20 protein-coding genes are annotated in these 13581 nt (G+C 68.8%); 8 read left to right on the plus strand and 12 right to left on the minus strand.

Annotation, left to right across the window (positions count from 1 at the left end):
- A partial coding sequence (gene ylqF, locus AC1DOC_RS03450) for a ribosome biogenesis GTPase YlqF (RefSeq protein WP_478129405.1) occupies positions 1–603 on the minus strand: 603 nt, incomplete at its 3' end.
- A gap of 172 nt (positions 604–775) precedes the next feature.
- Between ylqF and AC1DOC_RS03455 the strand changes: the two genes are divergently transcribed.
- The 3 genes from AC1DOC_RS03455 (at position 776) to AC1DOC_RS03465 (ending at position 2407) form a co-directional block, all read left to right on the plus strand.
- Entirely contained in the window at positions 776–1375 is a 600-nt protein-coding gene (locus AC1DOC_RS03455; RefSeq protein WP_478129406.1) for a cell envelope protein SmpA, read from the plus strand.
- 145 nt (positions 1376–1520) lie between these two features.
- Positions 1521–1949: a CBS domain-containing protein gene (locus tag AC1DOC_RS03460; RefSeq protein ID WP_015866410.1), complete on the plus strand. Its 429-nt coding sequence runs from the start codon at positions 1521–1523 to the stop codon at positions 1947–1949.
- Positions 1950–2047: 98 nt separating this feature from the next.
- Positions 2048–2407, plus strand: coding sequence for an HPF/RaiA family ribosome-associated protein (locus AC1DOC_RS03465; protein ID WP_478080815.1), 360 nt, complete (start codon positions 2048–2050; stop codon positions 2405–2407).
- On the opposite strand, the gene AC1DOC_RS03470 is transcribed toward AC1DOC_RS03465, so the two are convergent.
- From AC1DOC_RS03470 to AC1DOC_RS03500, 7 genes are all read right to left on the minus strand, one after another.
- Positions 2394–2864 carry a MerR family transcriptional regulator gene (locus AC1DOC_RS03470; protein WP_015866412.1) on the minus strand — a complete coding sequence of 157 codons (471 nt, stop codon included), beginning with the start codon at positions 2862–2864 and terminating at the stop codon, positions 2394–2396. The two genes, AC1DOC_RS03465 and AC1DOC_RS03470, sit on opposite strands and share 14 nt — an antisense overlap.
- Positions 2854–3285 (minus strand): nuclear transport factor 2 family protein, encoded by a 432-nt coding sequence (locus tag AC1DOC_RS03475; protein ID WP_478080814.1) that lies wholly within the window; start codon positions 3283–3285, stop codon positions 2854–2856. The genes AC1DOC_RS03470 and AC1DOC_RS03475 overlap by 11 nt, the downstream gene beginning before the upstream one ends.
- A 102-nt stretch (positions 3286–3387) precedes the next feature.
- Positions 3388–4311: an SDR family NAD(P)-dependent oxidoreductase gene (locus AC1DOC_RS03480; RefSeq protein WP_478084050.1), complete on the minus strand. Its 924-nt coding sequence runs from the start codon at positions 4309–4311 to the stop codon at positions 3388–3390.
- Between the two features lie 106 nt (positions 4312–4417).
- A complete protein-coding gene (locus AC1DOC_RS03485; protein ID WP_018906274.1) occupies positions 4418–4798 on the minus strand; it encodes a response regulator transcription factor in 381 nt (126 codons plus the stop codon).
- 180 nt (positions 4799–4978) lie between these two features.
- Complete coding sequence (gene gshA / locus AC1DOC_RS03490; RefSeq protein WP_015866416.1) at positions 4979–6535, minus strand: glutamate--cysteine ligase; 1557 nt, start codon at positions 6533–6535, stop codon at positions 4979–4981.
- A gap of 120 nt (positions 6536–6655) precedes the next feature.
- Entirely contained in the window at positions 6656–6955 is a 300-nt protein-coding gene (locus AC1DOC_RS03495; protein WP_015866417.1) for a putative quinol monooxygenase, read from the minus strand.
- On the minus strand, positions 6952–7623 hold the full coding sequence (locus AC1DOC_RS03500) for an alpha/beta hydrolase (protein ID WP_478080812.1): 672 nt from the start codon (positions 7621–7623) through the stop codon (positions 6952–6954). The genes AC1DOC_RS03495 and AC1DOC_RS03500 overlap by 4 nt, the downstream gene beginning before the upstream one ends.
- A gap of 110 nt (positions 7624–7733) precedes the next feature.
- Between AC1DOC_RS03500 and AC1DOC_RS03505 the strand changes: the two genes are divergently transcribed.
- The 3 genes from AC1DOC_RS03505 to AC1DOC_RS03515 are packed head-to-tail and all read left to right on the plus strand — an operon-like array spanning position 7734 to position 10065.
- Positions 7734–8201 (plus strand): Fur family transcriptional regulator, encoded by a 468-nt coding sequence (locus tag AC1DOC_RS03505; protein WP_015866419.1) that lies wholly within the window; start codon positions 7734–7736, stop codon positions 8199–8201.
- A gap of 57 nt (positions 8202–8258) precedes the next feature.
- A complete protein-coding gene (locus AC1DOC_RS03510; RefSeq protein ID WP_478080811.1) occupies positions 8259–8924 on the plus strand; it encodes a glutathione S-transferase in 666 nt (221 codons plus the stop codon).
- Between the two features lie 37 nt (positions 8925–8961).
- Positions 8962–10065, plus strand: a complete 1104-nt coding sequence (locus AC1DOC_RS03515) for a M14 family metallopeptidase (protein WP_478129407.1) — start codon at positions 8962–8964, stop codon at positions 10063–10065.
- 15 nt (positions 10066–10080) lie between these two features.
- On the opposite strand, the gene AC1DOC_RS03520 is transcribed toward AC1DOC_RS03515, so the two are convergent.
- The 3 genes from AC1DOC_RS03520 to AC1DOC_RS03530 form a co-directional block, all read right to left on the minus strand.
- Positions 10081–10878: an enoyl-CoA hydratase/isomerase family protein gene (locus tag AC1DOC_RS03520; protein ID WP_478080809.1), complete on the minus strand. Its 798-nt coding sequence runs from the start codon at positions 10876–10878 to the stop codon at positions 10081–10083.
- 65 nt (positions 10879–10943) lie between these two features.
- The gene (locus AC1DOC_RS03525) at positions 10944–11369 is read right to left on the minus strand and encodes a hypothetical protein (RefSeq protein ID WP_478129408.1); all 426 of its coding nucleotides are present in this window, start codon (positions 11367–11369) and stop codon (positions 10944–10946) included.
- A 72-nt stretch (positions 11370–11441) separates the two neighbouring features.
- Entirely contained in the window at positions 11442–11714 is a 273-nt protein-coding gene (locus AC1DOC_RS03530; protein WP_015866424.1) for a DUF2164 domain-containing protein, read from the minus strand.
- Between the two features lie 99 nt (positions 11715–11813).
- On the opposite strand from AC1DOC_RS03530, the gene AC1DOC_RS03535 reads away from it, so the two are divergent.
- Positions 11814–13010 carry a YncE family protein gene (locus AC1DOC_RS03535; RefSeq protein WP_478080807.1) on the plus strand — a complete coding sequence of 399 codons (1197 nt, stop codon included), beginning with the start codon at positions 11814–11816 and terminating at the stop codon, positions 13008–13010.
- A gap of 29 nt (positions 13011–13039) precedes the next feature.
- A complete protein-coding gene (locus AC1DOC_RS03540; RefSeq protein ID WP_015866426.1) occupies positions 13040–13243 on the plus strand; it encodes a hypothetical protein in 204 nt (67 codons plus the stop codon).
- Positions 13244–13276: 33 nt separating this feature from the next.
- Here AC1DOC_RS03540 and AC1DOC_RS03545 read toward each other — a convergent pair.
- Positions 13277–13581: DUF808 family protein (locus tag AC1DOC_RS03545; protein WP_478129409.1), on the minus strand; the 305-nt coding region annotated here is incomplete at its 5' end.

A 13581-nucleotide genomic window follows, 5' to 3' on the forward strand; every position in this document is an offset into this window, starting at 1 on the left:
GCGCCCGACGGCGCCGCTGGCCGCCAGGTTGCGCCCGACGGCGCCGCTGGCCGCCAGGTTGTAGCCGCTCTTGGGCACCACGATGCGCGGCCACAGCATGCCGGGCGTGTCCCACAGGTAGAAGTCGTCGGCCAGCGTGATGCGCTGCTCCAGCTTGGTGATGCCGGCCTCGTCGCCGGTCTTGGCCTTGCGGCTGCCGGTGAGCGTGTTGATGAGCGTCGACTTGCCGACGTTCGGAATGCCGCAGATCAGCACGCGCATCGGCTTGGCCATGCCGCCGCGGTTGGGCGAGAGCTCGTGGCAGGCGCGCACGATGGCCTGCGCGGGCGTGGTCAGGCTCGCGTCGAGCGCAATGGCGCGCGTGGCCGGCAGCGCGTTGTAGTGCGCAAGCCAGAGCGCCGTGCGCGCCGGGTCGGCCAGGTCCTGCTTGTTGAGCACCTTGAGCGTGGGCCGTCCGGAGGTGAGTTCGGCCAGCATCGGATTGGCGCTGGAGCCGGGCAGGCGCGCGTCGAGCAGCTCGATGACCACGTCGATGTCCTTCACCCGCTCGGTGATGGCCTTCTGGGTCGTGTACATGTGCCCGGGGAACCACTGGATCGCCATCGATGGGTGTTCTTTCTTTCGCTCTGTGGGGGAAGGTTGGCCCGAAGGCCGGTGCGCATTGTGGGCTTTGTGTAGCTGCGCAGGCCCATTTTGCCTGTGCCCGGGCGCACCGCGCCCTCTAGAATCCGCGCGCTGCATGCGCAGCCACTTTCAATAAATACGAGGGAAATCCATGTTCAAGCGCCTTGCCGCTGCCGCCCTGCTGGCAGCCACCGTCGTTGCCGCGACCGTCGTCCATGCCCAGCGTCCCTCGCCGCCGCCGGGCCCGCTGGTCAGCGGCTACCTGTGCTGCAACATGCGCACCTACGGCAACTCGATCAGCGACATCAACTACGACGAGCAGGGCACCAGCATCGTGGCCGTGGGCACGCCGGCGCGCATCACGGGCTACGACTTCCGCTGGTTCAACCTCGATCTCGCGGGCAAGCCCCAGCGCATCAAGAACGACTACAGCCGCAACATCACCCTGATCGACTTCGCGCAGCGCTACGTGGTGACCCAGGACCCGAAGCAGAAGATGGCGGCCTTCGCACCCGCCGTGCGCGACGCCATCATGGCCGGAAAGGTGGCGCCCGGCATGACGCGCGAACAGGTGCTGATGGCCATCGGCTACCCGGTGGCCAGCGAGAACCCCAGCCTCGATGCGCTCATCTGGCGCTACTGGCGCGACAGCTGGTCGGAGGACCAGGTGAGCTTCGACGACAAGGGCCTGGTCAAGGCCGTGGTGGGCGACCCGGTGGCGCTCAGCCGCGTGCTCGCAGCAACACCTTAGTTCGCTTCAGCGTGCGTCCCGGTGCGGCGCGCGCAATCCCCTAGAGGTTTTTGCATCGCGGGGGACGGTTCCGCCCCTATCATTTGACCGAGTGCGGCGCATGGACGCGCCGGCCCGAGCCAAACTTTTTGATGGAGCTACCGCGATGAAACCCGTCTCCGAACTGCTCAAGCGCCACGATTCCGCGGCCTGGCGCACCTCGCCCGACACCAGCGTGTTCGATGCGCTGGCCACCCTGGCGCGCTTCGAGGTGGGCGCGCTGATGGTGATGGACGGCGACCGGCTGGTGGGCTTCCTGTCCGAGCGCGACTACACCCGCAAGGTGGCGCTGCAGGGCAAGAACTCCAAGGAGATGAAGGTCTCCGAGATCATGACGCCCGACGTGATGACCGTGACCCCGCAGACCCGCACGCGCGCCTGCATGGCGCTGATGAGCCAGCGCAAGTTCCGCCACCTGCCGGTGGTCGATGGCGCCAAGGTGGTGGGCATGATCTCCATCCAGGACCTGATGGACGACATCATTGCCGACCACGAGGAAACCATCGCGCAGCTCACGACCTATATCCAGAGCTGAATCCCGCCTCGTCCCGGGGTTGGGGAACACGCTACGCGTACCCGGGGCGTTCAGGGTGCACAGTAGAGGCTCGTTCATCCATCATCAGGGACAAGACAATGCAGATCCAGGTCAACACGAGCAACGGCGTCAACAACAAGGACGCGCTGGAGCGCTGGGCCGATGCGGAAATCAAGCAGCAGCTGGGCCGCTTCGTCGACGACGTCACCCGCGTCGAAGTGCACCTGAGCGACGAGAACCACGACAAGGCCGGCGGCGGAGACAAGTGCTGCATGATGGAAGCACGCCTGGCCCACCACCAGCCGCTGGCCGTCACCCAGCACGCCACCACCCTGGACGAGGCCTTCCGCGGCGCGGCCGACAAGCTCAAGCGCCTGCTCGACAACACGCTGGGCCGCCTGAACAACCACCGCGACCGCGATTCGATCCGCAAGGACACGGGCTTCATCGCGGAGTAGGCGGCCGGCCGCCGCGCCTTTTCTGCCCGGGCGGCGGCGCGCGCGGCGCTTCGGCGGGCAGCAGCGGCGGCCTGTGGCCGCTCTGCATCCAGTCGTCGTAGAAATCGATCTTGCGCTCGACCAGCGACAGCGCCTGGTTCCAATCCGCGATGGTCTCGGCCACGCGCGCGCGGTGCGCGGCCAGCAGGTCGCGGCGCTGGCGCAGCGTCGCCTTGCCCTGCAGCGCGAGCGCGGTGTATTCGCGCATCTCGGCAATCGACATGCCGGTGCGGCGCAGCCGGTCCATCAAGTCGAGCCAGCCGACGTGCAGCTCGCCGTACAGGCGCCGCCCGCCTTCGTCGCGCACCACGCCCGGCACCAGGCCCTGCGTTTCGTACCAGCGGATGGCATGCACGGTGCGGCCGGTGCGCTGGGCCAGCTCGCCGATGTGGAATGGAGTGCCGCCCTCAGCCGGCATGGGCAGGAACCGCGGCCGGCGGCGCCTCGAGCGCCTGCTCGACCAGTGCGGTGTCGAAGTACTCGGTCAGCTCTTTCACCTTGCCTCCTTCGATGCGGTAGATGTAGCAGTAGCGGTTGTTGTAGCGCCTGCCGGCCCGGGTGGGCACGTCGCCGCTGAACAGCACCACCACCCGGTCGCCCTCGGCAATGATGCGCTCGGTCCTGCTCACATAGGGCCCGGCAAACTGCGCGAACAGCGGCTTGAGCAGCTCTTCGCGGATCGCGGCCTTGCCCGCGTAGGTGCGCGACCACGGCGTGCTGCCTTCGAGCGTCCAGCGGGCGTCGTCGGCCAGGCTGTCGATGAAGAACTGGCCGTTGCCCTGGTCCAGCTCGGAATGGATGCGCTGCACCAGCGCCCTGCTGTCGTCTGTCGTGTTCATGGCTGCTTTCCCCGGATGGATGAATGAACCGGAAGGCCCGGTGAATCCATTGGAAATGCTCGAGTGCACTCGAGGTCAAGCGGCCATGGACCGGATGGCGGATCAGCCCTTGCGGGCGTTCGCCATCGCCTTGCCGACCTCGTTGCTGCCCTGGGCCGAGCCGCTCTGCGGCACGATCTCGCCCTCGCGCGAAGTCACCTCGGCGAGCCGCGCGGCCAGCTGCTCGGGCGTGTCCGCGCCGATGCCGAGCCAGGCGCCCTGCGTCAGCGTGATGTGGGCGGCCTCGAAAGTGCCGGCGCCGGCGCAGAGGATGGTGCGGTTCGGCGCGTTCTCGGCGGCCAGCACCAGCATGGCGGGCACCACGGCCTCGGGCTTGAGCGCGTCCAGCACTTCCTGCGGCATCAGCCCCTCGGTCATGCGGGTGGCCGCGGTCGGCGCCAGGCAATTGACGCGGATGTCGTTCTTTGCGCCTTCGATGCTCAGCGTCTGCATGAGCCCCACCAGCGCGAGCTTGGCAGCGCCGTAGTTGCTCTGGCCGAAGTTGCCGTAGAGGCCGGACGACGAGGTGGTCATGACGATGCGGCCGTACTTCTGCTCGTTCATGAGCGCCCAGACGGCCTTGGTGCAGTTCACCGCGCCCATCAGGTGCACATCGACCACCAGCTTGAAATCGGCGAGCTCCATCTTGGCAAAGCTCTTGTCGCGCAGGATGCCGGCGTTGTTGACCAGGATGTCGACCCGGCCCCAGGCGTCGACCGCCTGCTTCACCATGGCCTGCACCGCCTCGAAATCGGTGACAGAGGCGCCGTTGGCCATGGCCTCGCCGCCCGCGGCCTCGATCTCGTCCACCACGGCCTGCGCCGCGCTCACCGAGGCGCCGGAGCCGTCGCGGGCGCCGCCCAGGTCGTTGACCACCACCCTGGCGCCGCGCGCCGCCAGGGCCAGCGCATGCTGGCGGCCCAGGCCGCCGCCCGCGCCGGTCACGATGGCCACTCGGCCCTTGAAGTCGATGGTGCTGTTGCTCATCTCGCTGCTTTCTTTCCTTGGGAATGGGTGTGCCGAAGGCCGCCACGGCGGCCGCGTGGCGTTTTACCCCAGAAAGGCGTCCCGGCGGGACCGCCCGGAAGCGGGCTCAGTCGCGCGCGTGACGCAGCGTTTCGCAGTAGGCCACCAGTTGGTCGAGCTCGGCGGACTTGTCGAAGAAGGCATCGGCGCCCAGCTGCGCGGAGCGCTGGCGCATCTCGGAGGTGGCGTAGTTGCTCAGCACCACGACCTTCTGCTTGGCCGCGCGGTGGCGGCAGGCCCGGACCACGCCCAGGCCGTTGCCGTGCTCCAGGAAAAGATCGACGATGGTCAGGTCCCAGTCGTCGCGGTGATGGTCGAGCCAGTGCACGGCTTCTTCCTCGCTGCTGGCGCAGGCCACCACGTCCGCGTCGGCCACGTCGTGCAGGAAGCCGACGAGGTTTTCGCGAATGAGCGGGCTGTCCTCGACAAGGTAGGCCTTGAAAGTCATGCCGCAATCTCCGGCCGAACCAGGGGCCGGAGTCGAAATCTGAAGCTGGCGGGTTGCATGCCGCCCATGGTCGCCCCGGCAGCGGCGGCCACGGTGGGCGATGCCGGCCAATGCCTGTAGGCCATCGCGCTTCGCGCCTGTCGTCAGGCGGGCCGTGTGGCAGTGGGACGCGCCGGGCGCTCAGGCCGCGACGGCCACCCGCCCGCGCCCGATTCCCAGGCGCGCGGGGGACACGTACTGCTCCCGGTAGATCTCGAACGGCATGGTGTCGGCAGCCTCGATGCGCTTTTGCTCCTGGATCGATTCCTCGGTCATGCGCTCGAATTCGGCCTGCTGCTCGGCCGAGAACGGCAGCGCCAGCAGCGTGGCGCGGGTCTGCTCCGCCTGCGCGCGCACGAAGCCGATGAAGGAATTGCCATGCTGCTCTTCGACCGCCGCCAGCACCCGCGCCGAAGGCAGGCTGCCGGGGTCCTGCAGCGCGGCCAGTGCGGCGTGCACCGCATCGGCATGCTGCGTGCCGCCGCTCGCGGCGTCGAGCGCGGCGGCGATGGGCCGGCATTGCTCGACCAGCTCGATGCCCCAGTCGGCCAGGCCCACTTCGCGGCCGCCGCGCAAGAGCTGCAGGCCCGGCTCGCGTCCGCGCGCCGCCGTCAGGTGCTGGTTGTGGGCCAGTTCGGCGATTTCCTGGGGCGTGTCGGCCGGGCTGTCGCTCAGGAGGCACTGCAGCAGGAACACATCGAGAAAGCGCATGGTCTGGGCATTGATGCCCACGGGCTCGAAGGGGTCGAGGTCCATCAGCCGCACCTCGACGTATTCGACGCCGCGCTCGCGCAGCGCATGCAGCGGGCGCTCGCCGGAGTGGATCACGCGCTTGGGGCGGATGGTGCCGTAGAACTCGTTCTCGATCTGCAGCAGGCTGGTGGCCAGCTGGTTGTAGTCGCCGCCGAGGTTGCGGATGCCGATGGCCTCGTAGGCCGGCCAGGGCCGCGTGAGTGCGTCCTGCAGCGAGGCGCCGTAGCCCTCGAGGCTGTTGTAGCTCACGGCCAGCGAGGCCTGGGCGTCGCTCTGGTAGCCCAGGCGTCCCATGCGCAGCGAGGTGCCGTGCGGCATGAACATGCTGCCGTCGCCCAGCGGCTGCAGCTCGTGCGGGCGCCCCGCGACAAAGCTGGAGCACAGCGCGGGCGAGGCGCCGAACAGGTACAGCAGCAGGAAGGCATGGCGCCGGAAGTTGCGGATGAGCGCGAAATACTGTTCGCTCGACACGTCGGGCAGCGACCAGTTGTAGTGGATGCCCGAGATGGTCTGCATGCGCCGCCCGTAGCGGTGGCTCAGCCCCATGCGGTAGACGCTCTTGGCGCGCCCGACGTTCGAGGAGCCGTAGCGCCCGATGGGAATGGTCTCGTCGGTCGGCAGGCCGCAGGGCATGCTCGACACCCAGAGGCGCTCGTCGCCGAGCGAGTCGAGCACGCGGTAGGTGAACTGGTGGACGCGCGTGAGCTCCTCCAGCGCCGACTCGGCGCTGGCATGCACGCCCGTGATGAGCTCGAGCTGCGATTCGCTGAAGTCGGTGGTGATGTGCGGATGGGTCAGCGCCGATCCCAGGGCCAGCGGGTGCGGCGTGAGCGCGAGCTTGCCGTCCGGCAGCGCGCGCAGGCTTTCCTTCTCGATGCCGCGCCGCATACCCTTCAACCGCGCGGCTGAGAGCGCACCCAGCCTCTCCTGCAATCTGCTGCTCATATTGTTATGACCCGTCAATCTCTGAGGGGCTGGAAGGTAGCACGGCCGCGCGGGCGCTGCTCGTGCAGGGAATCCCGCCATCCGCTATGCTGCGCGCCGCTATTGTTTTGATAGCTGAGCTCATGCGGGCTCGATTTCTTCCGACTGGTAGATGGAGATCTGCGGCGTGCCGTCGGCCATGGCGGCCAGCGCCTTGCCGAAGGCGCGCGACGCCTCGACGCGGAAATGCGCCTTCAGCGCCGCCATGTCGCTCCAGCGCTCGACGAAGCTCAGCCGCAGCGGCTGCTGCACGTCCGCACTGACCTCGTGCGAGATGCAGCCGGGCTCGGTGCGCGAGCGCAGCACGTGCTCCACGCTGATGGCCAGCATCGCCTGCAGGGTTTCGGGTTTCGCCATGGCGTGTCCGATGACGAGGATCATTTTTTTGTCTCCAGTACATGCAGAAGAAAGCGGTTCAGGTCGGCGATCTCGTCCATGCAGACCGAGTGCGCCATCGTGTACTCATGCCACTCGACGGGATAGCCCAGCGCGGCGAGCGCGTCGCGCGACCGCAGCGCCGCTTCGAGCGGCACCACCGGGTCCTGCCGGCCATGGGCCAGGAAGACCGGCGTGTCGTGGTTGGCCGCATGCCGCTCGGCCGCGGTCGTGGCGGCAATCGGCAGGTAGCCCGAGAGGCCGACGATGCCGGCCAGCCGCTCGGTGTGGCGCAGGCCCGTCATCAGCGCCATGGCGCAGCCCTGCGAGAAACCCGCCACCACGATGCGGTTGGCCGCGATGCCGCGGGCCTTCTCGCTGGCGATCAGCGCCTCGATCGCGGCCTGCGAGCGGCGCAGGCCCCGCTCGTCCTCGCGCGCCACCAGGTCGGCCACGGCGATGTCGTACCAGGCCGGCATGCGGTAGCCGCCGTTGATGGTGACGGGGATCACCGGTGCATTGGGAAACACGAAGCGCACCGGGCCCACGCTCGACAGGTCGAGCTCGTTGGCAATCGGCACGAAATCGTTCCCGTCGGCGCCCAGGCCGTGCATCACGATGACCGTGGCGGTGGGATTCGGAGCGGTCTCGATTTCGATCGGGGAGCTGGACATGGTCGGTAGAAGGTATTCAGAAAACGCGAAAAACCAGACCTTAGCGCATTCGGGCCGCCCGGGGCGCGGGCTCACGGAATGCAACACAATGTCGGTTCCACGGAAAACCCATGAGCCCGCATCCGAAGCCCCCCATTGCCGCGACGACGCCCGACAGCGAAACCCTGCTGCGCAGCAGCGGTCTGCGCGTGACGCGCGCCGCGCAGACCGTGCTCGAATTGCTGGAGCACGCCTCGCAGCCGCTCACGCACGACGACGTGGTGGCCGCCTACACCACGGCCACCGGGGAGGCGCCCGACCGTGTCACGGTGTACCGCGTGCTCGACCGCCTGGTTGATGCCGGCCTGTGCGACCGCCGCGTGGGGGCGGACCGCGTCAACCGCTTTTCGCGCCATGTGGAAGCCGCGTCCGGCAACACCTTCGAATGCGACCAGTGCCACAAGGTGCTCGCGCTCCCCTCCGATCCCGAGCTGCCCAAGGTGATGAGCCGGCTCGGCCGCGAGCTGCGCAAGCAGGGCATCGACACCCGCCACACCGCGCTCACGCTGCATGGCACCTGCGGGGAATGCAGGGGCTGAGGGAGCAGGCGCCAGGCACCCATGCGGCCAGGTTGCGCGCATAGACTCCTGCGCTCGATGCAAGACCCTCGCCTGCCCATCCTCTACAGCTTTCGCCGCTGCCCCTACGCGATGCGCGCCCGGCTCGCCCTGGCCGCCAGCGGCGAGCGCTGCGAACTGCGCGAAGTGGTGCTGAAGAACAAGCCGCCCGACATGCTCGCCGCCTCGCCCAAGGGCACGGTGCCGGTGCTGGTGCTGCCCGATGCCGCCGTGCTGGAGCAAAGCCTGGACATCATGCGGTGGGCGCTGGGCCGCAACGATCCGCTGCGCTGGCTCGCACCCGAGACCGGCACGCTCGACGGCATGCTCGCGCTCGTGGCCGCGTGCGACAACCGCTTCAAGCCGCAGCTCGACCGCTACAAGTACCCGGGCCGCTTCGCGGATGCGCCCGCCAGCACTGCGCGCGAACTGGGTGCGCAGTTCCTGCTGGAGCTGGAAGCCCGGCTCGCCAATGGCCCCGGGCCGCAGCTCTTCGGCGCGCGCGCGGCGCTGGCCGATGCCGCCGTCATGCCCTTCGTGCGACAGTTCGCAATGGTCGAGCCCGCATGGTTCGAAAGCCAGCCCTGGCCGCTGCTGCGCGCCTGGCTCGCGGGCTGGACGACCTCGCCGCTGTTCGAGCGCGCGATGCACAAGTACGCGCCCTGGGCCCCGGGCGAAGCAGGCGCCGCCTACCCGCCGGCCTGACAGCCCCCCTACATACACGCACAGGAGCCCACCACCCATGCACACCCCCTCCACCGCCGCCACCCGCCATTTCTCGGGCACGTACGCCGAGGCGCGCGCCAAGTTCCTCGATGCCGCGGCAATGCGCGGCGCCGCGGTCGAATCCTTCGTGCTGCCGACGCACCGCGGCGCGCTCGGCGAGGAGCTGGCGACCGACGTGGCGCTGATCGGCGCCAGGGATGCGAAGAAGCTGCTGCTCGTCACCTCGGGCACGCACGGCCCCGAGGGCTTCTGCGGCTCGGGCGCGCAGCTTGCCACGCTGCACGACGCCGACCTGCTGGGGCGGCTCCAACAAGCGGACGTGGCGCTGCTGCTGGTGCATGCGGTCAATCCGCACGGCTTCTCGCACCTGCACCGCACCAACGAGGACAACATCGACCTGAACCGCAACCACATCGACTTCGGCGCGCCGCTGCCGGTGAATGCGGAGTACGCCGAGGTCGAGCCGCTGGTGCTGCCCGCCAGCTGGCCGCCCACTGCCGCCGACGATGCCGCCATGGCGGCCTACATTGAAAAACACGGCATGCGGGCTTTCCGCGCGGCCGTCACCCGGGGCCAGTACAGCTCGGCCGACGGCCTGTTCTACGGCGRCACGGCGCCCTCGTGGAGCAACCGCACGATGCGCGCCATCCTGCGCAGCTATGCCGCGTCGGCCACGCACATCGGCTGGATCGACATCCACACCGGCCTCGGCCCCTACGGCCATGGCGAGAAGATCTACCCCGGCCGCAATGCGCCGGCCGATCTTGCGCAGGCGCATGCCTGGTGGGGCGCCGACGTGTTCGCGCCCTTTGCCGGCGACTCGGCCTCGGCCGACGTGTCGGGGCCGGTGGTCTCCATTGCCTATGACGAGTGCCCCGATGCGAGCATCGCGCCCATGGGCCTGGAGTTCGGCACGCTGCCCGACAGCGAGGTGCTGACCCGCCTGCGCGCCGACACCTGGCTGCGGCGCCATCCCGAGGCGCCCGAGGCGCAGAAGCGCGAAATCCGCCAGCAACTGCGCGATGCCTTCTACTGCGACAACGACGAATGGAAAGGCATGGTGCTGGGCCAGACGCGCGTGGTGCTGCTGCAGACGCTGCAGGGCCTGAAGAAGGCCTGATTCGGCGAGTGGACTTCAGCCGAAGTTCGGCGCGCGCCGCTCGCGCAGCGAGGCCACGCCCTCGCGCACGTCGGCGCCCGCGAAGCCCATGAATTCGAGCGCCAGCGAGGCGTCGAAGGCCGGGCCGGCCTGGCGCAGCCAGTTGTTGAGCGCGTACTTGGTCAGGCGGATCGCGCCCTGGCTGCCGACCGCGAGCCGGTCGGCCACCTCGTAGGCGCGCGGCAGCAGCTCGGCCTCGTCCACCGCGAGCGACACCAGGCCGATGCGCTCGGCCTCCGCGCCGCTCACCGGTTCGCACAGCAGCAGGTGGTACTTGGCCTTGGCCATGCCGCACAGCAGCGGCCAGACGATGGCCGCGTGGTCGCCCGCCGCCACGCCCAGGCGCGTGTGGCCGTCGACGATCTTCGCGTCCCTGGCGGCAATCGAAATGTCGGCCAAAAGCCCCGCCACCAGGCCCGCGCCCACGGCCGGGCCGTGCATGGCGCTCACGATGGGCTTGTCGCAGTTGATGATGTTGTAGACCAGGTCGCGCGCTTCTTTCCAGACGCGCTGGCGCACCGCGTCGTCGGTGGTCATGTCCTGCACCATGGCCAGGTCGCCGCCGCCCGAGAAGCCCAGCCCCTCGCCCCGCAGCACCGCGCAGCGCACCGTGTCGTCGGCCGCCACGTCGCGCCAGATCTCGGCCAGTTCGCGGTGGCCGTCGTGGCCGGCCGTGGGCAGCTTGCCGTTGGCCGCGCGCATCTGGATGTCGAGCACCGCGCCATGGGCGCCGCGGCGCGTGATGGCAAGGGTCTGGTAGCGTGTGTATTCCATGGCGTGTCTCCGCCCCGCAGCGCCTGCCTGCGGGGACTTTCATTTTTCGTCGAAGGACGGGGCGCCTATTTTCGCGCCGCCACCTCGCGGCAGCGCTGCACATTGGCCTCGAAGCGCGGTGCMAGCCCGGGCTCGCATCCATCGCTCGCGGGATTGAGCCTGCACATGCCGACGACCACGTAATCCATCACCGCCTCGGTGCACATCGGGTACTTGGCCAGGTCGGGATTGGCTTGCGCCTTGAAACCCCAGCGCTCGGAGAACTCCACCGTGCGGGCCATCGCACCGTGGAAGAAGCTGCGGTCCCTGGCCGCGATGGCGGCCTCCATGCGCGGCAGCTCCTCGTTCAGGTAGYCGACCGAATCCAGCGGGAACGACGCCGGGTCCTGCTGGGCGGCCGCAAGGGAAGCGGCCAGGATGAGCGGCAAGGCGGCAAGGGTGCGCAGCAGCGAAGAAGGCGCAGAACGCGCAATGGGACGGTGTGGTTGCATGGCTTGGGATTTTGCAACGTTTGGAAGCATCTTTGAACGCCGGGCGATGCGTGCGCACGACGCCTGCGCCGGCTACCGGCTCTTTTTCTGCCGATCGAATTTGCGCCAGTACTGGAACTCGTCCTCGTGCACTTCGAGGTCGACCTCCGAGATGCGCGACTGCAGCCGTTCCTGCACGTCGGCCACGGCCTTGTTGTAGACGATGGGGCCGACCTCTTCAAGAAAGAAGCCGAGCAGCGCGCCGGCCGCGATGTTGCCGATCTTCTCTTCCATGTTCTCGTTGAAGTAGCGCTCGATCGACGCGATGGCCTGCTGGCGGGCTTCCTTGGAGATTTCGATGGTCATGCGTGCGGCTCTCGCTGGTGGATCGATCGATTGTGCCGCTACCATGCGCTGCGGCCCCAGGGCCGGCACGACAACAACATACAACACGGAGACCGCCCCATGAAGTTTCGCCCCGCCGCACTGGCGACCCTTGCCCTGGCCGCACTCGCCGCGGTTTCGGGCTGCACCAATCTGACCCCCGCCACGGCGCAGCGCCAGCTCATGCTGGTCGCCAACGACGAGAAGCAGTCGTGGAGCGACGCCGGCGCCGTGATCCTCGCGCCGATGGGGCGCGACACGGTGCAGGTGCTGGACATCGGCACCGATCCGCTGGCGCCCAGGCTCGTCGGCAGCCTGCAGCTGGACAACACCATCGCCGGACCGCCCGTCAACCTCGCGATCACCCCCGGCGAAACGCTGGCGCTGGTGGCCAACTCGCTCAACGTGGTGGAAGAGAACGGCGTGCGCCGGCAGGTGCCCGACAACCGCCTGTTCGTGATCGACCTGAGCACCACGCCGCCCAGGCTGCTCGACACGCTCACGGTGGGCAAGCAGCCCTCGGGCCTGTCGATCAACCGCGCCGGCAATCTCGCGCTGGTGGCCAACCGCGCCGACAACTCGGTCAGCGTGCTGCGCATCGCGGGCAAGCAGGTGACGCTGATCGACACCGTCGCCATGGGCGACTCGGTGGCGCACGTGCGCTTCACGCCCGACGGCAAGCGCGCGCTGGCGGCCAAGTTCACCAGCCACAAGATCGCGCTGCTCGAGGTCAACGGCGAGAAGGTCAGCTACGACAAGGTCGACCTCGCGGCGGGCCTGTGGCCCTACAACGTCGACGTGACGCCCGATGGCAAGCTCGCGCTCACGGCCGACAACGGCAACTCGGGCGCATCGGACGGGCAGGTCGACACGGTGAGCGTGATCGACCTCGAAGTGGTGCCGCCGCGCGTGGTCGACAAGGTGGTGGTCGGCGACGGGCCCGAGGGCCTGGCCGTGAGCCCGACCGGCAAGCATGCGGTGGCCGTAATCCTGCGCGGCAGCAACTCGGCAAAGAACGCCTACTTCTACAACCGCAACGGCTCGGTGGTGCTGCTGAAGATCGACGGCAAGAAGGTCTCGCGCGCCAACGAGGTGGTGGTGCGCGGCCTGCCCGAAGGCGCCGTGTGGAGCGCCGACGGCAAGTACCTCTACGTGGGCAACTTCATCGACCAGGACATCACGATCCTGCGCGTGGACGGCGACACGCTGGTGCCCACGGGCAAGTCGTTTGCGCTGCAGGGCCATCCGGCCGCAATGCGCGGGACAATGTCGCACTGACGCAACCCACCACCCCAGACGAAGAAGCCATGGCGCAACCCAAACGACAACTCCGCACGCTCGAGCGCGGCATTCTCTGCCTCGTGATCGGCGCCGCCGTTCTGCTGGCGCCGCGCTTCCTGCAGGGCACGCGCTGGTTCGAGATGGTGGCCGGCGCCTACCTGGTCGGCTGGTTCGCGCTGGTGCTGGGCGTGGCGCTGGTGGTGGTCGGGCTGGTCCGGCGCGGCAAGTAGCGCGGCAACGGGCCGGCCCGCAGCCGGCAGGGCTCAGCCCTTCTTGCCGCGCAGCTTGCCGGCGACTTCCACGCACGCCAGCACGATGGCGCCCGCCACGATGCCGATGCCCGCATTCACCCCCATCGACCCGATTGCGCCGAACACGCCGCCGGTGGCCTTGGCCCAGTCTTCCACGGCATGGCCGAGGGCCGGCACGCCGTGCACCAGGATGCCGCCGCCCACCAGGAACATGGCCGCGGTGCCGGCCACCGACAGCGCCTTCATGAGCCAGGGCGCGGCCGCGAGAATGCCGCGGCCCAGGGCCTGCGCGGCCTTGCTCGCCTTCCGGCTCAGGT

The sequence above is a fragment of the Variovorax sp. 01T439_2 genome (genome assembly GCF_056398445.1).